The organism is Pseudomonas sp. TH43, from assembly GCF_016650635.1.
Lineage (GTDB): Bacteria > Pseudomonadota > Gammaproteobacteria > Pseudomonadales > Pseudomonadaceae > Aquipseudomonas.
Map to the genome: position 1 here is coordinate 540,082 of NZ_JAEKFI010000002.1, position 21,159 is coordinate 561,240.

At 60.3% G+C, this 21,159-nt stretch carries 19 protein-coding genes and 1 pseudogene; 17 read left to right on the forward strand and 3 right to left on the reverse strand.

The window, feature by feature from the left end; translation table 11 throughout:
* Window positions 1–16 precede the first annotated feature (16 nt).
* The 12 genes from JFT81_RS09270 (at window position 17) to JFT81_RS09325 (ending at window position 14,069) form a co-directional block, all read left to right on the forward strand.
* The gene (locus tag JFT81_RS09270) at window positions 17–1,609 is read left to right on the forward strand and encodes a Wzz/FepE/Etk N-terminal domain-containing protein (protein WP_201148718.1); all 1,593 of its coding nucleotides are present in this window, start codon (window positions 17–19) and stop codon (window positions 1,607–1,609) included.
* On the forward strand, window positions 1,606–2,697 hold the full coding sequence (locus JFT81_RS09275; protein WP_201227056.1) for a glycosyltransferase family 4 protein: 1,092 nt from the start codon (window positions 1,606–1,608) through the stop codon (window positions 2,695–2,697). Before JFT81_RS09270 ends, JFT81_RS09275 begins: the two co-directional genes overlap by 4 nt.
* Entirely contained in the window at window positions 2,694–4,064 is a 1,371-nt protein-coding gene (locus JFT81_RS09280; protein WP_201227057.1) for an O-antigen ligase family protein, read from the forward strand. Before JFT81_RS09275 ends, JFT81_RS09280 begins: the two co-directional genes overlap by 4 nt.
* Window positions 4,061–5,029, forward strand: a complete 969-nt coding sequence (locus JFT81_RS09285; RefSeq protein ID WP_201227058.1) for a glycosyltransferase — start codon at window positions 4,061–4,063, stop codon at window positions 5,027–5,029. Before JFT81_RS09280 ends, JFT81_RS09285 begins: the two co-directional genes overlap by 4 nt.
* Window positions 5,022–6,158 carry a glycosyltransferase gene (locus JFT81_RS09290; protein WP_201227059.1) on the forward strand — a complete coding sequence of 379 codons (1,137 nt, stop codon included), beginning with the start codon at window positions 5,022–5,024 and terminating at the stop codon, window positions 6,156–6,158. Before JFT81_RS09285 ends, JFT81_RS09290 begins: the two co-directional genes overlap by 8 nt.
* Window positions 6,159–6,171: 13 nt before the next feature.
* Complete coding sequence (locus JFT81_RS09295; protein WP_201227060.1) at window positions 6,172–7,173, forward strand: polysaccharide deacetylase family protein; 1,002 nt, start codon at window positions 6,172–6,174, stop codon at window positions 7,171–7,173.
* Entirely contained in the window at window positions 7,170–8,477 is a 1,308-nt protein-coding gene (locus JFT81_RS09300; protein ID WP_201227061.1) for an oligosaccharide flippase family protein, read from the forward strand. Before JFT81_RS09295 ends, JFT81_RS09300 begins: the two co-directional genes overlap by 4 nt.
* A complete protein-coding gene (locus JFT81_RS09305; RefSeq protein ID WP_201227062.1) occupies window positions 8,474–10,393 on the forward strand; it encodes a hypothetical protein in 1,920 nt (639 codons plus the stop codon). The genes JFT81_RS09300 and JFT81_RS09305 overlap by 4 nt, the downstream gene beginning before the upstream one ends.
* A gap of 224 nt (window positions 10,394–10,617) precedes the next feature.
* A complete protein-coding gene (locus JFT81_RS09310; RefSeq protein WP_201227063.1) occupies window positions 10,618–11,307 on the forward strand; it encodes an N-acetyltransferase in 690 nt (229 codons plus the stop codon).
* 4 nt (window positions 11,308–11,311) lie between these two features.
* Window positions 11,312–12,499 carry a GNAT family N-acetyltransferase gene (locus JFT81_RS09315; RefSeq protein ID WP_201227064.1) on the forward strand — a complete coding sequence of 396 codons (1,188 nt, stop codon included), beginning with the start codon at window positions 11,312–11,314 and terminating at the stop codon, window positions 12,497–12,499.
* Window positions 12,471–13,262: a ChbG/HpnK family deacetylase gene (locus JFT81_RS09320; protein ID WP_201227065.1), complete on the forward strand. Its 792-nt coding sequence runs from the start codon at window positions 12,471–12,473 to the stop codon at window positions 13,260–13,262. The genes JFT81_RS09315 and JFT81_RS09320 overlap by 29 nt, the downstream gene beginning before the upstream one ends.
* A 114-nt stretch (window positions 13,263–13,376) precedes the next feature.
* Window positions 13,377–14,069, forward strand: coding sequence for an N-acetyltransferase (locus JFT81_RS09325; protein ID WP_201227066.1), 693 nt, complete (start codon window positions 13,377–13,379; stop codon window positions 14,067–14,069).
* A gap of 138 nt (window positions 14,070–14,207) precedes the next feature.
* Here JFT81_RS09325 and JFT81_RS09330 read toward each other — a convergent pair whose 3' ends face one another.
* Window positions 14,208–15,005: a class I SAM-dependent methyltransferase gene (locus tag JFT81_RS09330; RefSeq protein WP_201227067.1), complete on the reverse strand. Its 798-nt coding sequence runs from the start codon at window positions 15,003–15,005 to the stop codon at window positions 14,208–14,210.
* Window positions 15,006–15,292: 287 nt separating this feature from the next.
* Between JFT81_RS09330 and JFT81_RS09335 the strand changes: the two genes are divergently transcribed.
* From JFT81_RS09335 to JFT81_RS29435, 3 genes and pseudogenes are all read left to right on the forward strand, one after another.
* Entirely contained in the window at window positions 15,293–15,586 is a 294-nt protein-coding gene (locus JFT81_RS09335; RefSeq protein ID WP_201202417.1) for a type II toxin-antitoxin system RelE/ParE family toxin, read from the forward strand.
* A gap of 2 nt (window positions 15,587–15,588) precedes the next feature.
* Window positions 15,589–15,897 (forward strand): addiction module antidote protein, encoded by a 309-nt coding sequence (locus JFT81_RS09340; protein ID WP_201202416.1) that lies wholly within the window; start codon window positions 15,589–15,591, stop codon window positions 15,895–15,897.
* Window positions 15,898–16,120: 223 nt separating this feature from the next.
* A pseudogene (locus JFT81_RS29435) lies at window positions 16,121–16,438 on the forward strand (hypothetical protein); the annotation flags it as partial.
* Window positions 16,439–16,702: 264 nt separating this feature from the next.
* On the opposite strand, the gene JFT81_RS09355 reads toward JFT81_RS29435, so the two are convergent.
* Complete coding sequence (locus JFT81_RS09355; protein WP_201227069.1) at window positions 16,703–17,602, reverse strand: LysR family transcriptional regulator; 900 nt, start codon at window positions 17,600–17,602, stop codon at window positions 16,703–16,705.
* A gap of 228 nt (window positions 17,603–17,830) precedes the next feature.
* Here JFT81_RS09355 and JFT81_RS09360 point away from each other — a divergent pair, with 228 nt between their 5' ends.
* Entirely contained in the window at window positions 17,831–18,847 is a 1,017-nt protein-coding gene (locus tag JFT81_RS09360) for an alpha/beta hydrolase (protein ID WP_201227070.1), read from the forward strand.
* A gap of 112 nt (window positions 18,848–18,959) precedes the next feature.
* The gene (locus JFT81_RS09365) at window positions 18,960–20,387 is read left to right on the forward strand and encodes a mechanosensitive ion channel family protein (protein ID WP_201227071.1); all 1,428 of its coding nucleotides are present in this window, start codon (window positions 18,960–18,962) and stop codon (window positions 20,385–20,387) included.
* Window positions 20,388–20,465: 78 nt separating this feature from the next.
* On the opposite strand, the gene ycaC is transcribed toward JFT81_RS09365, so the two are convergent.
* Window positions 20,466–21,089 carry an isochorismate family cysteine hydrolase YcaC gene (gene ycaC / locus JFT81_RS09370; protein WP_007913541.1) on the reverse strand — a complete coding sequence of 208 codons (624 nt, stop codon included), beginning with the start codon at window positions 21,087–21,089 and terminating at the stop codon, window positions 20,466–20,468.
* Between the last annotated feature and the right edge of the window lie 70 nt (window positions 21,090–21,159).

The window sequence follows — 21,159 nt, forward strand, 5'->3', positions numbered from 1 at the left end:
CTCTCAGGTGACCGACATGAATCCAAAGGAAAACTACCTGCATGAGTTCTTCAGGATCTTCTTCGCCAACAAGCAACTGGTGAAACGGGTCTTCCTGATCTTTGCAGTCATCGCCCTGCTGCTGCCGCTGGTGCTCAAACAGAGCTTCGATATCACCGCGCAGGTGATCGTGCAGTCGAAAAAACTCTCTCAGGGCGACGCCACGACGTCGCTGACGGTGGACAACGCCACGTTCATTCCGCCGTCGCTGGCCGACATGGAAACCGAGAGCAACATCCTCCGTTCGCCGGCGCTGATCCGTCAGACCATCAGCGAACTGCGTGACAAGGGTGAGTACACGCCTTCGCCGGGCATCTTCAGCAAACTGGTGGCCGAACCGTTCAAGCGCTACGTCAGCTCGCCGCTGCGCCAATACGTGATCAACCCGGTGCGCAACATGCTCGGGCTCGAGACCGATCCGGTGCGTGACACTGCGCTCGACGCCTTGACCCAGCAAGCCATCGACAGCCTGAAAATCGAGACACTGCCCGGCTCCAACGTGATCTCGATCGTCTACAGCTTCCCTGATCCGCATCAGGGCACGACGTTTGTCGCCGCCCTGTTGCAGAACTATCTGGTCAGCCGTCAGGCGTTGCAATCGATCGACTTGCCGCAGTCTTTCTACGAATCGAAAAAACAGCTCTATCAAGTACGTATCGACGGCCTGGAAGGCAACCGCCAGGCGTTACTCGAAAGTGTCGGCTCGTCTGATCCGAAGGAAGAAATCACCTTTCGCCTCAACGCGATCAACACCGAAGAGCAAGCGTTGAACCTGTATCAGGACCGCCTGCTGCAAAGCCAACGCTGGCTCGAATACCTGAAAACCAGCCTCGCCGCCGCGAGCGCCAACAAGCTCAACGACTACACCTTCCCCTACACCTTCACCACCACAGTCGACAACGTGGCGTTTGAAGACCGCGAGATCAAACAGCTCGGCGAGCAACTGACCACTCAGGTCAGCCGCTACATGAATGACCTGGCAGTGTTCCAGCCGGGCAGCGAACCGATGTTGCTGACCCGCGAGCAGATCGCCCGCACCCGTCAGCAGTTCCTCAAAGTGGTGAGCAACCGCATCCAGGAACGCACCAACGATCTGACCGTGGTGCAACAGGTGATCAATCAGAAAACCGCGCGCATCGCCGAGTTCAAGAACCGCATCCACGAGTTGCAGCAAACCCAGAGCAAACTGCGGCAGATGGACACCGAGATTGATGCGATGCACGCCGCGTTCTCGACGTACGCCCAGCGGTTTGCCGAAAGCAGTACCACACGCACGCTCAACGACGACCTGTCCAACGCGCGAGTGTTGAGCCCACCGTTTGAACCGACCGAACCGGCGTTCCCGAAACCGGGCCTGATCATTCCGTTCGGCATGCTCACCGGGTTGCTGCTGGCGATTGCCTTTGTCTACGTGCGTGAGTTCTTCGATCACCGCTTCAAACACCCGGCGCAAATCAGCCACGAACTGGGCATTCCCGTGCTGTTGGTGATCAACGACCAGAACGTGCTGCCGAGCAATCCGCACAAGAACTGGACCGTGCCAAGCTTCCTGCACTGGGTGCGCAATTGAGCACCGCACCCTCCCCTGTTGCCGCGCTGCCGATCATTCATTTGCTCAGCAGCGGCGGCTTCTATGGGGCCGAGCGGATGTTGCTGGATCATTGTCTGGCGACGCCGGGGCAGCATCAGGTGCTGTTCCTCGACGCGCCGCCAGCACTGATCGCGCGCTTTCGCGAGGCCGGCGTGGACTGTCGCGGTTGTGCCGGGCTTGGGCAATTGCTCCGGCACTTGCGCCAACGTCGCGCTGAAAAACCGCTGATCAATACACACAACTTCAAAGGCCTGTTGTTCGGCTGGGTTGGCGCGACGCTGTGGCGCCTGCCGCTGGTGATCACTCAACACGGCTTCACGCCACGCAGTCGCAAGCAGAAGTTCTACACCTGGCTCAGCCTGCAACTGTGCCGCACCGCTTCGGTGGATCGGGTGGTGTGTGTGGCGGAAAGCATCGCCGTGCTGCACCGTCAGGCCAGCGTGCGGGCGGAGAAGTTGCAGGTGATCCCCAACGGTTTGCCAGCCGCGGCGGCGATGGTGCCGGATGCCGATCGGCAGCGCTGGCTGGCCGGTTACGTGGGCCGTTTGAGCAGCGAGAAAGGCCCGGATCTGTTTCTCGACGCGCTGATCCCGCTGTGTCATCAGCACCCGCAACTGGATGCGGTGATGCTCGGCGACGGCCCGGAACGTGAGGCCTTGCAGTCGCGCATCGACAACGCCGGTTTGCATGCGCGGATTCGTTTGCCCGGTTATCAGATCGCGATGCAACCGTGGTGGCAGCAACTCGATGCGCTGGTGATCAGTTCGCGCACCGAAGGCACGCCGATGATTTTGCTCGAAGCAATGCAGGCCGGGGTGCCGGTGGTGGCGTTCGGTGTCGGCGGAATTCCCGATGTGCTGGAACATCGGCACAACGGTTTACTCGCGACACCGACCGACTGCGCCGACCTCAGCCGCCAAATCGACACCTTGTTGAACGAGCCGAAACTGGCCCGGCAACTGCGCGATAACGCAAAACGCACACAACAGGATCGCTACGACCTCAAGGCCCTCGCCGAACGCTGGTCGCAGCTGTACATCCGCACGGCACGGGAGGCACGCGCATGATTTTCCCGCTCTCGATCGTCAGTTTGCTCGGTCTGGTCTGCATCGCTTTGCTGGCCAGCCCTTATCCGTATCTGGCGCCGGGAGCGGTGCTCGGCCTGGTCGGTTTTGCAGTGTTGTACCGCAAGCCAACCTGGGGCCTGCTCGGCATTGCTGCGCTGGTGCCGTTCGAGGGTTTCTTCAAGGACAGTTCGTTGTCCGGCAGTAAATTGCTCGGCGCCGGGCTGGCGGTGATCCTGATGCTGCAACTGGCGCTGCATCAGATTCCTTCGGAACGCCTGCGCAGTAATATCTGGCGCTACCTGATCTGGTTCATGGTTCTGTACTTTCTCAGCCTGCTGAATACCGATGACATGGGCATGTCGCTCGGGCACCTGCGTGAACTCAGCGTCGGTTTGATTCTGTTTGTCATCACCCTGTTGATCGGCCGCGATCTCAATCTCGACCTCTTCGCCCGCCTCGTCACCCTCGCCGTCAGCGCGACCTGCGCGATGGCCATGTTCTCGACAAAATTCCAGGATCAGGGCCGCGCGGCGGGCCTGCTCGAAGACCCGAACGCGTTCGCCATGCTGATTGCTTTCGCAGTGCCGATGGGCCTGCTGCTGGTGATTCGCAGCCCGAATACACTGCACCGTTTGTTCTGGGGCGGTTGCTGCCTGCTGCTGCTTGGTGGCATGACCAAAACCGAATCGCGCTCCGGGCTCGTCGTGTTGGCGCTGAGCCTGTTGATCGGCTGCTGGCATTACCGCTCGCAACTGACGCGGATTCGTCCACGGCATCTGGGTTTCGCCATGCTCGGCGCGGCCATCGTGCTGCCGCTGGCGATCTATGCGATGCCGGCCGGCTATATGGCGCGCATCCAGTCCCTGAGTATTCTCAGCGCCGGTTCCAAGGCGCAGGACGAATCCCTCGGCCGCCGCGCTTCGTACATCGTCGTTGGCAGCCAGATGATCCGCGAGAACCCGCTGCTCGGCTCCGGCCCCGGCACCTTCCCGCTGCATTACGCGACCACCGGTTACGCCAAGGCATTCTCGGCCAACCGCAAGATCGGCGACTTGTATCGCCGCGCGCACAACACCTACCTGGAAATTTTCAGTGAGCTGGGCGTGCCTGCCGGCCTGTTGTTTGTCGGCATGCTCGCCCTCGGTCTGTACAACCTGATTCGCGCGCGGTCGGCGTGGATGCTGCGCCGCGACTGGCATCAGGCCGACATGATGACCCACCTCGGTGTGAGCTTCCTGTCGCTGACCCTGTTCCTGATGTTCCTCAGCGCGCCGAACCAGAAATACGTGTGGATCATGCTCGCGCTGACCAGCGTGCTGCGCCTGAAAGCCGAACAGGCGCGAATGGCGATGGAGGCGAAGGCATGAGCCGGATCAGTATCGTCATCCCGATGTTCAACGAGGCCCGGCACATTGGCCGCACGTTGCTCGCCGCGCAAAAAGCCGCGTTCGCCGCCAATGTCGAATGCGAGCTGATCGTCGTCGATAACGGCTCGACCGATGACGGCCCGCACATTGCTCGCCAGTTCGGTGCGCAAGTGCTGGAGCTGCCGGGCGTGTTGATCGGTGCGCTGCGCAATCGCGGCACGGCCATCGCCAGCGGTGAATGGCTGGCGTTCATCGATGCCGACATCGAGATGCCAGAAGACTGGCTCAAGCCCCTGTTCGAACTGGAGGCCAGCGGCCAGGCCGATGTCTTCGCGCTGGATCTGCACACCCCCGCCGAAGCGCCGTGGTACGCCACCGCCTGGCAACGCCGCACGTTGCGCGTGTCGTCGCAGACTTCGCATACCGTCGACTGGCTGCCCAGCGCCAACCTGCTGATGCGCCGTCGCTGGTTCGACAAGGTCGGTGGCTTCAACGAAACCCTGCGCACCGGCGAAGACAAGGAATTCACCCTGCGCCTGCACGAACAGGGCGCGCGGCTGCTGTCGATCAACAACAGCGTCGCCCTGCACTGGGGTTACGAAATGAACTGGCGCGAATGGATGGGCAAAGAAATGTGGCGTCAGGGCAGTCATCTGCAACTGCTGCGCACCCACGGTTTCAGCCTGCGCCTGCTGCGCTTTCCAATGCTGTCGCTGCTGGTGTGGCTGCTGGATTTTCTGGCGATTTCTGCGTTGTTCAATGGCTTTCCACATCACGCCGCGATCATGGTGGCGATCACCAGCCTGCCGGGTCTGGTGCTTAGCCTGCGCCAGAGCGCCAAACACCACGATATCGGCCTGACCTTGCAACTGTGGGGCCTGCACTGGGTCCGTCTGCATCTGGCCGGCGCTGCTTTTATTTTGAGTCTGTGTCATTGGAACGCCAGGAGGCCTGCCCGTGGCTGAATTCATTTTCTGGATGTGCCTGTTGCTGCCGGTCTACGCCTACGTCGGCTACCCGTTGCTGCTGACGCTCATCGCGCCGCTGTTTCCGGCCTGGCGCCACACGCCGGCACCGCCGCTGAACGTCAGCATCGTGATCGCTGCGCACAACGAAGCTCGGCATATCGAGCACAAATTACGCACGTTGCTGGCGCAGGATTATCAGCCAGCAACCCTGCAAATCATTCTCGCCAGCGACGGTTCGACCGATGACACCGTGGCTTGCGCACACAAAGTGGTTGATTCACGCATCACCGTCCTCGACCTGCCGCGCCAGGGCAAAGCCGCGACGCTGAACGCCGGCGTGGCCCTGAGCACTGGCGACATTCTGGTGTTCACCGATGCCGACAACCAATGGTCACGCGAAACCCTCGGCTACCTGCTCGCACCGCTGAATGATCCGCAGGTCGGCGGTTGCGCCGGGCACATGGTAATCCCGGTCACCGGTGGCGGCTTGAGCGTTGGCGACAGCCTCTATCGGCATTACGAAGGCTGGCTGCGCCGAGTGGAAAATCGCACTGGCTGCATGGTCTCCGCCGACGGCGCCCTGCTCGCCTTGCGCCGTGAGCTGTTTCAGAACGTGCCCGCCGAGGTCAACGATGATTTCTTTATCAGCACCTGCGCACCGGTGGCGCACAAACGCATTGTCTACGTGCCGGAAGCGCAAGTGATCGACCACGGTGTGGACGAGGCGGACAAACAGTTCCGCCGTCGCCAACGCGTCACCGTTGGTGGTCTGCAAAGCCTGGCCCAGCGCAGTGAGCTACTCAATCCGCTGAAATATGGTCTGTACTCGATCGCGTTGATCAGCCACAAACTGATCCGCCGTCTGGCGCCGATCCTGTTGCTGCCGCTGCTGCTGAGTAACTTCTGGCTGTGGGACGACCACGGTTTCTATCGCCTCGCCCTGATCGCACAACTGTTCGGCTACGCCATCGCGATTGCCGGGCTGCTGGATTCGCAACACCGTTTGCCAAAACCCTTCCGTCTTGCTGCGTTTCTGCTGGTCACCCTCGCCGGGATGAGTCTCGGTCTGTGGCAGTTCCTGCGTGGCCAGCGGTATGCCCAGTGGAATCCCGAACAGAACCGTTAAGAGGACCGAAGCCATGGCGATAAAACAACTGATAAAACGCACCAGTGGCTGGCTCTATCTCAACTCGTCCGTGGGCCGAAACCAGCTGCACGGCGCCGGGGTGATTCTGATGCTGCACCGGGTGCTGGCCAACGACCGCGCCGCTGACCTGCCGCACCGCAATGAACTGTGTGTCGGGCCCAAGGCCTTCGAGCATTTGCTGGTGTGGCTGCGCAAGCATTTCGATTGCGTGCCGCTGATGGAAATTCTCCAGCCCAACGCGCTGCGCACCGAGCGCCCACGGGTGGCGCTGACCTTTGACGATGGCTGGCGCGACAATGCGATCAACGCCTTCCCGTTGCTGCAAAAACATCAGGTGCCAGCGAGTATTTTCCTCTCCACCGATTTCATCGGCAGCCGCCAGCGTTTCTGGTGGGAAGCCTTGGGCGAAACCCTGTGGGGCAGCCATGGAGAAAAGGCGCGGATGCATTTGATCGAGTGCCTGCATGCCAGCGGTCATCCGTTGCCAGTGTTGCTCGATGACATCGATGTCGACCGCCGTAGCCTGTCGCTGCTGCATTACCTGCAAGGGCTGAAAACCCTTGAACCGCAGGAGCTTGAACGCCTGACCGATGAGTGCCCGCAAGAGTCGCAACCGCAGGCACTGGACTGGCATCAGGTGCGTGCGCTGGAAGCTTCCGGGTTGGTGCGCTTCGGCCCGCACGGCGCCAGTCACGCGATCCTTACGGGCCTTGACGATGTGCGCCTGAGCGAAGAGATCACACGCAGCCGCGATGCCCTGAACAACGGCTGCAACCGGCCGCTGCCGGTGTATTGCTACCCCAACGGCGACACCGATGCGCGCGTGCGCCAACAGATTGCCAGCCATGAATACCCGTTTGCGTTGGGCACCGGCACCGGTATTTATCGCGGTGAAGACGATCCGCTGAACCTGCCGCGTGTCGGCGTCAGCCAGCGCACCGCTCGCAATCCGGAACTGCTGTCGTGGCGGATTTTTCGCGGGGCGCGACCATGAGTCGAGGCGGTTACCTGAAGCACTTGGCGCTGAGCATGGGCACCAAGCTGGCGATGATTGCCCTGCGCTTGCTGCGCAACGTGTTGCTGGCACGGATTCTCGGGCCAAGTGAGCGCGGGCTGTTTGCCTTGCTCAGCACCCTGCCCGACTTGATCAGTGCGGCCACCAGTGGCGGGTTGAATTCGGCGGTCGGCTATCAAGCGGCCAAGCAGCGGCCGATGGGCTTGTTGCTCAGCCAAGTGCTGGTGTTCGGCTGCTTGCTGGCGGCGCTGTTGACCTTGCTGGTGGTGGCGCTGGTGCGCGAGTTTGGCAGTGAACTCGATATCACCATGCAACTTGGCCTACTGGCCTGGCTGTTGTTGCTGGCGGTGCCGCTGACGGTGCTGAAAAGCGGCCTGCTGACCCTGCATAACGCCTCCGGTGGCGTGGTCGCATTCAATGCCTTGCGACTGGTCGAGTCATTGGCGCCACTGTTGCTGTTCCTCGCATTGTTCTGGATGTGGAAAAGCGCCGCCCTCGAAGCAGCGCTGATCAGTTGGCTGGCGGGCATCAGTCTGGTAGTGCTGGCCGGTTGGGTCTGGCTCAAACGCGCGCAACCGCTGCAACTGCAATGGGATCGCACCAGCCAGAACGAACTGCTGCGCTACAGCGCCCGCAGCCACCCCGATTTGCTGTTTCAGCAAGTGATTCTGCGCTCGGATTACCTGTTCATCGGCGCCCTGCTCGGCAGCACCGCGCTCGGTCATTACGCAATGGCCAGCGCTGCTGCCGAATTGCTGCTGATCGTCCCGGAAGCGGTGACCACGCCGCTGATGAAACGCCTGCTGCAACAGGACGAAGGCATGGACAAGGTCACGCCGCTGGCCCTGCGTTTGACGGCGACGGTGATGCTCGGCGCGTGCCTGACCATGGCGGTGATAGGCGAATGGCTGATCGTCACCTTGTTCGGGGCGGCGTACCAACCGGCGTATCCGGCGCTGCTGGCATTGCTGCCGGGACTGTTGGGCCTGTGCTACGCGAGTATTTTGCGTCTGGATCTGCTCGGTAAAAATCGACCCGGCACGGTGTCGATGTTGATGGGGCTGGGCGCCCTGCTCAATCTGGCGTTGAACCTGGTGATGATTCCCGCCTACGGCATTGTCGGCGCGGCGGCGGCTTCGTCGATTGCCTACCTGGCCGTTACCGTAGCGATGCTGGTGCTTTACTGCCGTTTGAGCGGCGTGCCGTTCTGGCAAACCCTGATTATCCTGCCCCGCGACGTCACGCCAATGTGGCTGATGCTGCAACGGCGCAAAACCGCATGAAACGCCTGGCCCTGCTGATCGGCCTCAGCCTGTCGCTGGACGCCTTCGCGGCGTCGATGCGCTGGGGCGAGATCCGTGACGGCAGTCTGTACCTGCAAACGGATCGCCCCGACACGGTGACCGTACGCTGGACGCCGGCATGGCAGGCAGAAGCCAACGAAGAGCATCTGTATCTGCTCGACGGCCAAGGCAAATTGCAGGGTGAACGCTTCATCAAAGCCAGTGAAATCCGTGGCAGTCAGAGTTGGCCGTTGGTGCCCGGTGCGGCGAGTTATCGACTGGAAATTCCTGGCTACAGCTTCCGTAATTATCGCGTCGAACATGACGAGCGCACGGTCGCGTTGTTCGCCCCGGCCAAGGTGCATTTCAGCGCCGACACCCATAACGGCGATGAGTTGTATTTCAAAGTCGCGCCGGGGGAACACGCGGTGCTGGCCGGCAAGTTTCATGGTGGCGTCAGCGGTTTGCAGGCGCAACGGGTCGGCGATGATCAGCAACTGACCTTGGCGCTGAAACCCTATCGCGCCTACTGGCAATTCGATCAGGTCGCCCTGCCCGTCAGCCAACGCGAACAGATCTGGCGCCTGCGTTTGCAAGGCAGCGGCAAAGCGGCGTTCTGGCTGGACGGCACGGCCAACCTGTTTGCACAGAATCCGCAGCAACTGAAACCGCTGCGCGAAGACCTCGGGCACACCCGTTTGACCGTGCACGATAAAGTCCTTGGGCGTACGCCGGATCTGGGCATCGCCCTGCCCTACGTGATGCCGCCACCGGCCAGTCATGCGGCGCTGGATGCACTGAAACCAACGGCAGCGAGCTACTACAGCTTTGTCGATGTGACGGCGAAGAATCCGCATTTCGAAGACGCGTTCCGTCGGGTCTATCAGGATCGTTTCGGCATCAAACAGGACATCACATTACTGGCAGGCAGTCAGCGTCAGGCCGATCTGCGCGCCGATGTGCAAAGCAACAGCGGCCTCGATGCCTGGCTGGCCGGCACGCGGGCGCTGGGCGGCAAAGGCACGCACTACATTGGTTTCGCCGACGAACCGAATCTCAACTATTCCAGCTACGCGCAGTATCAGGCGATCTTCGCCAGCATGGCCCGGCAGGTGCGCAGCGATCCGGCGAATGCCAAGGCTGGCGTGCGCATCGCCATGCCGGCCAGTTCGCGACTGGTCAACGGGCCGTTCGCCAATAACGCAGCGGACAAACGCGGGATCGATTGGGCGCGGCGTTTGCTCAGCGAATCAGGCGATCAGGTCGATGCGCTGGCTTGGCACGAATGGATGATTCGCGACCTGCTGGCCACCCGCGTCTACCGCGACAGCGTACGCCGCGCCGCCGAGCTCGTCGGCCTCGACAGCAAAGGCGTGCCGCGCAAAGCCTTGCTGCTCGATCAGACCAATATGTCCAGCGGCTCCAGCCTCAGCCCTTACGATCAGGAAACCCACTACGCTTCGCTATGGTGGACCTCGGTGGTGATCAACGCTTCACAGGACGGCTTGCTGAGCATGCTCAACTGGTTCCAGGCCGCCGATGAGCCGCAGTATCCCAAGGGCATGTTGCGGGTGTTGGCCGATGATCGTTTTGAACTGAAGCCGGTTGGCCTCGCCCAGCAGTTTATCGCTCAGCATTGGCTGCATCAGGTGCTGTGGCTGGAAAACGATGCCTTTGAAGTCGATGTGCTGGCGATGGCCGGCGACGATCAGCGCGGCTTGCTCGGCGTCAACAAGGGCACACGCCTGCAACGTGTGGATCTGAGCGGTGCCAAGTGCCCGCTGAACAACGGCGCCCTGCGTTACTTCGGCGCGGACAACCGCAGCCGCGACGCACCATTTGCCTGCCGCGATGGACGCGTCAGCTTTGATTTGCCGGGGGAAACCCTGTTTGCACTCAGCTGGATCGCGTCATGAAGCCAATTCCGAACGATCATGAGAAAGGCCAGGCGAACTTGAACCCCGATGTGATTGAGCTTTTGTGGCGAAGGGATTTATCCCCGTTCGGCTGCGCAGCAGTCGTCGCTTCTTATCCTGTTAAAGCGGGGCCGCTTCGCAGCCCAACGGGGATAAATCCCCTCGCCACAGGAGTTCTCTCAACAATTGGGGTCGCTGCGCCGAAAGGTTCAGGAGTAGACAACATGGGTACCGTCAGCAAACTCAGCGAACACATCAAGCAAAAAGGCCTGCGCGCCACTTTGGCGAAAGCCTGGAAGCACTACGTTTTTTCCCATCAGGAACTGCTGTGGATGGAGCGCGATCTGGTCAGTCCGGTGCCGCCGCACAATCTCAAGCCCTACCCGCCGCTGCGAGTGGTGAAGATTACGCCGGACAACGCCAGCGCCTTCGCCCGCTACTTCGGCGACCGCGTCGGCACCATGGCTGAATTGGCCAACGAAGGTCACACCGGGCATATGCACCTGGACGATCAAGGCGATGCCGTGGCGTTCATCTGGGGCAGCGCGCGGGACTACTTCGACCGGCATTACTACGGCTGCATGTTCCCGGTGAAACCCGGTGAGTTCTTCGAGTTCGGCGGCGAACTGACCCGCGCCTACTGGGGCAGCGAACTGTCGGTGGACCTGCAACTGGAGTTGTGGAAAGCCATGGCTGCGCAGGGTTGCGACAAGGTCGTCGACGTCTGCGAGTTTCACAATATTCCGGCGCTCAAACTGCACCTGCGCATGGGCTACACCGAGCAGAACCGCATCATGAACGTCTACACCCTGTTCGGCCGCTGGCGCTTCTACCGCGAAACCCGCTACAGCGGCTCGCGTCTGGATGCTCTGCGCAAACCTTCCCGTCCACCCGTAACAGCAACGGCGACCTGAGCCTATGGTGACGCGATTCGAATGGCGCACTTCGCTGTGCGCCGCCGATTTCCCGGCAGCAGCGTACGAAGCCCTGCGCCTGCGGATGACGGAGCACACACCGTTCAACAATCTCGGTTGGTTGTGCGCAGCCGAGCAGGCCCTTGGCGAGGGTGATGGCTTGCACATCCTGCTCGCTTGGTCGGCGGATGAATTGCGTCTGTGTCTGCCGCTGGTGGCGAGTCGCGAGCGCTTTGCCGGCGTGCCGTTTCGGGTGTTGCATCACTTGGGTTATCCGTTGGCGGATCGTTTGGCGCTGCTGTCGATGCTGGACAGTGAGGACATGCGTGAGGCCTTGAAATTGATCCGCCAGCGCGTGCCCCACGCGCTACTGCAACTCAACGAATTGTCCGAGCCGGCCGGTGAGGAGAGTGCCCTCACCGAATGGATGGGGCGCAGTTCCACCGCTGAGCGGCGACTGAGTTGTCGGGTGCCAGTGCACCTGATCAGCGAAGCCGATCATCAGGAAGTCTCCGGCGACCCACGCTACAAGTTGCGCCGGGCACGCAAGCGGATTGCAGCATGTGGCGCCGAGGTGCGCAGAATTATTCCCGACGCGATGAGCATGGGTGCGCTGTTACAAACCATCAGCGAAGTCGAAGCGGTGAGTTGGAAAGGTGACGAAGGCGTGGGGATTTTTGCCAGCGAACCCAGTCGCCAACTGATCGAAAAAGCTTTCATCGCCCTCGCCGGCCAAGGCCTGGTGCGCGTGGTGACGCTGGAGCTTAACGGCCGCTGCATCAGCTATCGTCTCGGCTTGCTGGAGCAGGGTCGACTCTACGATTACAACCTCGCCTTCCTGCCGCAATACGCCGATCTTGGCAGCGGTCGGGTATTGCTGGAGGAATGGATTCGCTGGGGGCTGGACGAGCATTGGCGCTGGATCGACGCGTCGCGCGTCAGTCTGGAAAACTCCAGCCATCAACTGCACGAACGCATGACCGGGCAACTGGAGCACTGGCGCTGGAGTTTCTATTCCTGGCGACCGAGCGGCCTCATCCTCGGTCTGGGCTTGCGCCTGTGGTATCGAATAAAACCGCGTTTGCAAGCCTGGCGGGCACGCCGCCGCGCCGAGCAGGCAAAGCCGACACTCAAACCCGTCGCGATCACCACGGAGGGCGAACATGCCTCGCCAAGTCATAGTCAACGCTGACGATTTCGGCCTCAGCCCGAACGAAAATGCGGTGATCTTCGCGGCGTTTCAGGCCGGGGTCATCAGTTCTGCCACGGCCATGGCCAACATGCCGGCGTTCGAAGCGGCATGTGCCATGGCCCGGCATGCGACGCTGCAAGGCCGGGTGGGCCTGCACTTCAATCTGACTTACGGACGACCGTTGAGTCAGGCGATTCTCGATCGCCGCACATTCTGTGATGACCACGGGGTGTTCGACCTCAGCCTGCCACGCCACACCGTCTGGCTCGGCCGTGAGGATCGTGATGCAGTGCGTGAGGAATTGCAGGCGCAGTGGCAGCGTTGCGTCGATCACGGGATGCGTCCGAGCCACATCGATTCGCATCAACACGTGCATAACATCTGGCCGATCGGCGAGATCGTCGCGCGCTTTGCCGCGCATCAAGGTGTGCCGATTCGCCTGGCGCGTAATCTGGGGCAAAACCTCAATTTGCCCAAGCGCGTGTTCAAGGGATTGCTCAATTGGCGTTTGCAAAGTCTGGCGGGGGCAACAGCGGACTACGTCTGCACCCCAGTGGACTTGCGCAACGACATTTCGCCGACCGACGGCGTGCTGGAAATCGTCGCTCACCCGACTCAGCTCGGCAGTGATTTTGGTGATGCCTATCTCAACCCGGATGAATCCCTGAGCCGCGTGCTAGAGCAGCGGCTGGCAGGCATTCCACGGATCTCCTACACCGACTTGAACAAGGATTTTCTACGCGGTGCTGCGGCACTCGACTGACTTACATACCTTGCAATACTTTCGAAGATGGCACTTTGAAATGAACTTGCACGGGTGATCTATACCCACCACAGAACCATCCACAACACCCGGGCCACGGCCACGGAGGGCATCATGAGCGTCATCGAAAAACTACAAGAACGCATCCGTCAAAAAGGCCTCGGGCGCACCTTCGGCACCTTGTGGAAACGCTACGTGTTCTTCCACTGGGAATTGTTGTGGATGGAGCGCGACCTCGTCAGTCCGGTACCGCCGCACAAGCTGCGCCCTTACGACGGCCTGCGCAAAGTCGATATCACGCCGCAGAATGCCGAAGCGTTCGGCAAGCACTTTGGTGATCGCGTTGAGACCATGGCGGAACTCGCCGCCGAAGGGCACACAGGGCACATGTACCTCGACGCGGACGGTCACGCGGTGGCATTTATCTGGGGCAGCATTCGCGACTATCACGACCGGCACTATTACGGCTGCAACTTCCCGGTGAAGCCTGGCGAATTCTTCGAGTTCGGTGGCGAAATGACCCGCGCGTATTTCGGCAGCAGCCTGTCGGTGGACGTGCAGGTCGCCTTGTGGGAAGCCATGGCAGCCCTGGGCTGCAACAAAGTGGTGGATGTCTGCGAGACCCACAATATTCCGGCGCTGAAACTGCACATCCGCATGGGCTATCACGAACAGGGGCGCGTCACCCACGTTTACTGCCTGTTCGGCCGGTGGAAGTTCTTCCGTGAAACGCGTTACCAAGGCTCGCGACTGGAGCCACTGCGCAAACCGGGGCGGCCGGTGGTGAGTGCGGCCGCGCAGGCTTGATTCGATCTCAGGATTTGTGGCGGTCATTAGGCCGTCTTCGCGAGCAAGCTCGGCTCCTACAGGGGTATTCGGCGTACAGCAGATTCCTTGTAGGAGCCGAGCTTGCTCGCGAAGAGGTCGGTCGACTCAATGAAGAACTCAGGCCTTGGCAGCGACCAGGGTAAAGCACATCGGCATCTGCGCTTCCTGATTCAAATACTGGTCATACAGTTCTTCCCGATTCGAGTGCGCATATTCCTTGAAATGCGCGATGTTCAGCCCTGCCCCAATGGCGCCGCTGAAGATGGCGCCAAGGGTGTGTACGAACCAGTAGGACTTCGCCGTCTGCTGCTCGACCTTGCCGACATAAACGATGGGCTCTTGTTGCACAAACGGCTCGGCGCGGAAGTACGAACTGGCGAGGCGATACGGATCTTCGGCGTCGGGATCGACCATTTCCAGAAACGGATGGGTTTCGTAAATCACCAGGTTGCCGCCCGGTTTGAGCGTCGAGGCGACGTGGCGGAAGAATTCGCCGATATCGGGCATCCAGTTCAGTACGCCAATAGTAATCAGCGCCACGTCGAAGCGGTTTTGCAACGACGCCGGCAGGTGGTGGACATCGGCTTCGATGAATTCGGCGGTGTGCGCTGAACGCTTGTTCAGCTCGCGCGCCTGCTCAAGAAACGCCACCGACTGATCGACACCGACCACACTGCGCGCACCGAGGGCAAACAGCGACAGACTCTCGCGGCCGTTGTTGCAGCCCAGTTGAATCACGTCTTTACCGTCGACCTCCAGCAACCCGCTCAGGGTCTCATCGAGGCAAGAAAAATCCGCCTGCGCGACCTCGCCGAGCAAGGCCTGCCAGTCAGGCGAATCCTGGTGATGGCGGGCGGAATCGTTCCACGCCTGTCGATTGCTCTCGATGGCGGTTTTATTATTAGGCACTTCCATGGCGCACTCCGAACGATGCTCGTGATTGAGCGAACCCGAGTCTAGATCAGCCCGGCAATTGCGGTTGTTGCAAACTTGTAAGCCACACCGTGTAGGAGCTGCCGAAGGCTCGGGCCGCGTTCGGACAATCTTTTGATCTTGTTTTTAAGATCAAGATCAAAAGATCGCAGCCTGCGGCAGCTCCTACAAAAGAATTGGTTCGTGCCTACAAATACCGACGATTTTTCAAGGTTTGATAGACGACTTGGCTGCCTTCGCAAAAGTATCCACTTGGATACAGTCAAGCAATGGATTATCTTATTCAACAAACAGCAGCCTTCCAGGCTTGGCACCGTTCTATTCGAGACCTGCGGGCAAAAGTCGCCATCGCACGTCGCATCGATCGGGCCTCAACAGGAAATCTCGGCGATGTTAAACCGGTGGGTGATGGCGTATCGGAAATGCGCGTAGATGTGGCTGCGGGCTTTCGGGTGTATTTCACGATGCGTAACGGTGCAATCATCGTTCTATTAGCTGGCGGCGATAAGTCCTCACAGAGCGCAGACATCCGCCGCGCACAAAAAATGGCTAAGGAGGTTTAACCATGAGCCAGACTTTGACGAATTTCGACATGGCAGCACTGCTGGACAGTGACGAAGCTATCAGCGAATACCTGTCTCAGGTACTCGCAGACGGGGATAACGAAGAGTTTCTTCGTGCAATCGGCTATGTGCTTAAGGCACGCGGAATGACGCAGATAGCCAAAACGTCAGGCATGGGTCGCGAGAGTCTGTACAAGGCGTTCGCGCCGGGTGCAAAACCGCGCTTCGACACGGTTTTGAAAGTCATGCATGCCCTCGGCATTGATCTATACGCGCAGCCGGGGCATGCGATCAATCACCCAGTCGCTTGAATGCAGGGCAGCTATAGATAATAGCCTTGGGGAATACCGCACTCGCAGGTGCCGCCATGCTAATGCTCGATCGGCTGTTGTTGCTGGGTTGTCTGCTTGCTGATCTTGATTCTAAAAATCAAAGTCAAACTATCGCAGACTTCGGCAGCTCCTATAAAACTGGTCAATCTGGCATCGAGCGAATAATGTCGGCCAGATCATCCATGGTTATTTCATTAGACTTAATAGCGGCGGCAATGGCGGTGGCGGTGGTGGCAATGGTGGAAGTGGTCACGGTGACGGCGGCAGTGGACACAGCGGCAGCGGCCAGGGCTCCGGACACTCCGGTGATTCCGCCTCATCCTCCAGCCGCAACGGCACCCACGCCGAGCCAGACGATGATCACGGCGTGCACCGGGCCGGTAAAGTCGGCGATGACCATGGCATCCATCGCGCTGACGAAGTAGGCGATGACCGAGGACTGCATGCAGCAGGCGAACCGGGGGATGATCGCGGCGTACATGTCGGCGGCGAACCCGGCGACGACAAACGCACCAACTGACAATCCTGCAACATCACGAACCCTTGTGGGAGCTGGCTTGCCAGCGATGAGGCCAGATCAGACACTGCTGCATTGCCAGACCCACCGCTTTCGCTGGCAAGCCAGCTCCCACAGGGTTTCTGGTGTTCACAAATCTGGCAGACGGGCGCGATAAATGTAGGAGCAGAGCTTGCTCGCGAAAGCGGTTCGCCTGCCACGTCTACTCTGAATGTGCCGCCGTCTTCGCGGGCAAGCCCGGCTCCTACAGTTTGATCTGCGTAAGGATCAGAGGGCGACGTTGCTTTGGTTGAGGCGTTCGCGCAGGAATTCAACCAGTGCCTGCACCGGTCGTGACGCCTGGCGATGCTGCGGATACACCGCCGATAACGTCAGCGGCTCCGGACGAAGATCATCCAGCACCGGCACCAAGCGCCCGTCCTTCAACGCCGCGCCAACAATGAACGTTGGCAGATAGGTAATCCCCATCCCCTGCACCGCTGCGTCCCTTAACAATTCACCGTTGTTCACGCGCATACGCCCGGTGACATTGACCAACAGCGGCTTGCCCTGCCCCGCGTTGAACCGCCATTGCACCGAACGACCATGGCCATAAGGCAAGCAATCATGGCTGAGCAGTTCTTCGGGTTTCATCGGTGTACCGCGTTCGGCCAGATAAGCCGGGCTGGCGCAATACACCCGCTCGATGCTGGCGATGCGACGCGCGATCAAGGTCGAGTCTTCCAGCACGCCGATACGCAACGCCAGGTCGTAGCCCTCGCCGAGCAGGTCCACCGGGCGATCGCTCAAATCGACTTCAACGGTGACCTCGCGATAGCGCTGCAAAAACACTGGCAGCAGACAACCAAGGTGCGCGACGGCAAACGACAAGGGCGCACTCACGCGAATCGTGCCGCGCGGCTCGGCGGTCTGTCCGGCGATGCCCTGCTCGACCTGTTCGACTTCGCCCAGCAAGCGCAATGCCGACTCGTAATAGCTCTGACCCAGCGGCGTGACGTCGAGGCGCCGGGTCGAGCGATTCAACAATCGCACACCGAGGCGCTCCTCAAGTTGCATCAAGCGACGGCTGACGAATTGCTTGGACAGTCCCAACTGATCAGCCGCGGCGGTGAAGCTGCCGGAGTCCATGACCTGGCAAAAAATACGCATGTCTTCGAACGGGTTCATTGTCACTCTCTGGTGGACAGTTAAACGCTTTATAGCCGCTTTTTCACTTTTCAGCACCCCATTAATCTGTGTCCACGGTTTGAAAACAACCCCCTACCGGTAGGAGCTGCCGCAGGCTGCGATCTTTTGATCCTGATCTGCGCAGATGCTGGAAAAAGGCCAAAGCAGGATCAAAAGATCGCAGCCTGCGGCAGCTCCTACATCACACATTTGAAAATGGAATTGAACATGAACATTAAAAAGACGCTCACCGCTTCCCTCCTCGCCCTGTCCATCGGTAATGCTTTTGCCGCTGGCAGCGAGGGTGTCGAACACAACACTCAAGCGTTCCTTGAAGCCCTCGCCGCCGGTGGTGGCAAGCCGCTGGAACAGCTGAGCCCGAAAGACGCCCGCGCGGTGCTGACCGGTGCGCAGGCTTCGGTGAAGGTTGATTTGTCTGGTGTGGACGTCAGCGACAAGGCGATCAAGGTCGATGGCCAGACGATCAACCTGAAAGTGGTGCGTCCGGCCAAGGTCAAAGGCGAGTTGCCGGTGTTCATGTTCTTCCACGGTGGCGGCTGGGTGCTCGGTGATTACCCGACGCACCAGCGCTTGATTCGTGATTTGGTGGTGGGTTCTGGCGCCGTTGCGGTGTACGTCGATTACACGCCGTCGCCGGAAGCTCAGTACCCGACTGCGATCAACCAGGCCTATGCCGCAACCAAATGGGTGGCCGAGCACGGCAAGGACATCGGTGTCGACGGCAAGCGTTTGGCAGTGGCCGGCAACAGCGTCGGCGGCAACATGGCGGCAGTCGTGGCGTTGATGGCCAAGGAGCAAAAAACCCCGGCCCTGCGCTTCCAGTTGCTGATGTGGCCGGTGACCAATGCGCAGTTCGATGACGGCTCGTACCAGCAATTCGCCGAGGGCCATTTCCTCACCAAAGGCATGATGCAGTGGTTCTGGGACAACTACACCACCAACCCGGCCGAACGTGCGCAGATCCATGCCTCGCCACTCAATGCCAGCGCCGAACAGCTCAAGGGCTTGCCCGCCGCCCTGGTGCAAACCGCTGAATTCGACGTGTTGCGTGATGAAGGCGAAGGCTATGCGCGGCACCTGGATGCAGCCGGCGTGGCGGTGACCTCGGTGCGCTACAACGGGATGATTCATGACTTCAGTCTGCTCAACCCACTGAGCCATATTCCTGAGGTGAAAGCGGCCGTGCGCCAGGCGGCGGCTGAGCTGAAAACCCATTTGAACTGAGCCCAAGCCCTCGCCACACCCAAAATTGTGGTGAAGGGATTTATCCCCTCGCCACAAAAACCTCCTCCCCACCAAAAACTTCTTCAACACTGCTGCAGCTCCGGAGATTGCCATGTCCTTCCTCCTCACCCACCTGCTGTCCCTGAGCGCTGCCCTGCTGTTGCTCGACGCCGTGCTCTGGCACTTCACGCCCTTCACCCATCGTGCGCCGAAAGTGGCGGTGCGCCTGGTGCTGTTTCTGGCCTTCACCGCGCTGGTGATCAACGCCGGTGTCAGCCCGTTGCAGGCGCCGCTGTTCGCCGAAGATCGCGTGGCGCAACTGGGGGCAACGGCGCTGGGGATTCTCTGGTGGTTGTACGCGGCGCGGGTGCTGACCGAAGTGATCGGTTTGATCCTGATGCGCCGCATCGGCCACAGCGGTCGCCTGCTGCAGGACGTCATCGGTGCGCTGGTGTTTCTGGTGGCCATCGTTGCCGCCGCCGGCTACGTACTGGAGTTGCCGGTCAAAGGCTTGCTGGCGACCTCTGGTGTGTTCGCGATCGTCGTCGGTCTGGCGCTGCAAAGTACGCTGGCCGATGTGTTTTCCGGGATCGTGCTCAACACCACCAAGCCGTATCAGGTGGACGACTTCGTGGTGATCGATGGCATCGAGGGCAAAGTGCTCGACATCGACTGGCGCGCCACGCACCTGCTGACCAGTGCCGGCACCATGGCCGTGGTGCCGAACTCGGTGGCAGCCAAGGCGAAAATCGTCAACCTCAGTCGCCCGAACAACCTGCACGGTGTGTCGATCAGCATCAAAGTGCCGAACTACATCCGCCCACGCCGGGTGCTCGACGCCCTCGACCGCACACTGCAAGGCAGCAGCAGTCTGCTGCTGAGCCCGGCGCCAAAAGTGGTGTTGAAAGAGGCCGGCGAAGAAATGTCCGAATACGTGGCCAGCGGTTTTATCGCCGATCTGGGCGAGAAAAGCGAAGTGCGCAATCAACTGTTCGACCTCGCGCATCGTCATCTCGAAGCGGCTGGTATTTCGCGGCATCCGGAGGGTGTGATCGAACCTTCGAGCCGCGCCCGCGCATTGCTCGATGAAGTGAAAATCTTCCGTTCGCTGAGCCCCGAGGAACGCGATCGCCTCGCCGAATCGATGGTCGCACAGCAGTATTCCGCGGGCCAGGTGGTGCTGGATCTGGACGAAGTGCCGGACAGTCTGTTCGTGATTGCCACGGGCGTGGTCAGTGCGACCGTGCCCGACGGTGACGGGCAGACCGAGGCCGGGCGGATGGGGCCGAGCGAGGTCATGGGTGAACAGAGCATTCTGGCGGATACACCGTCGCAGGCGACGTTCACGGCGCTGACGTCGAGCATCATTTATCGACTCGACAAAGGGCTGACACGCCAGTGCATGGAGCATCGCGGCGAGGTCGCGACGGCATTGAACAAGTTGCAGGCAGTGAGACAGCAGAACAGTCATCTGGCGTTGATGGCGAAAACGGCGCCGATCAAGAAAGGTGGATTTTTGGGATGGTTGCAGAAGCGTTGAAAGCAAAAGATCGCAGCCTGCGGCAGCTCCTACATGAGAACGCGTGTAGGAGCTGCCGCAGGCTGCGATCTTTTGACCTTACTTGGCAGTGAACTTGGTATAGCTGTTGATCAGGTTGCGATAGTTCGGCAGACGTTCCGACAGCAGATGCGCCAGACCTTCCATGTCATTGCGCCAATCCCCCTGCAGCTCACACGCCACCGAGAACCAGTTCAGCAGGTGTGCACCCGCCGCCGACATCCGCGCCCACGCCGCTTGCTGCACGGTGGTGTTGAAGGTGCCGGACGAGTCAGTCACGACAAACACTTCATAACCTTCAGCAATCGCCGACAGCGTCGGGAACGCCACGCAAACGTCCGTCACCACACCGGCGATGATCAGTTGCTTGCGACCGGTGGCCTTGATCGCTTTAACGAAATCTTCGTTGTCCCAGGCATTGATCTGGCCTGGACGCTGAATAAACGGTGCATCCGGGAACTGCTCGCGCAACTCAGGCACGATCGGGCCGTTGGGGCCGGCGTCGAAACTGGTGGTGAGGATGGTCGGCAGTTTGAAGAACTTGGCGATGTCGCCCAGCGCCAGCACGTTGTTCTTGAACTCGTTCGGGGTGAAATCCTGTACCAGCGAGATCAGGCCGGTCTGGTGATCGACCAGCAGCACAACCGCATCATCTTTGTTCAGACGTGTGTAAGGAACGCTCATGGGGAAACTCCTGATGGACGGATGGATGAAACGTTAAGCGCCGACCGCATGGCCGGCGCTTCAGGGGAAA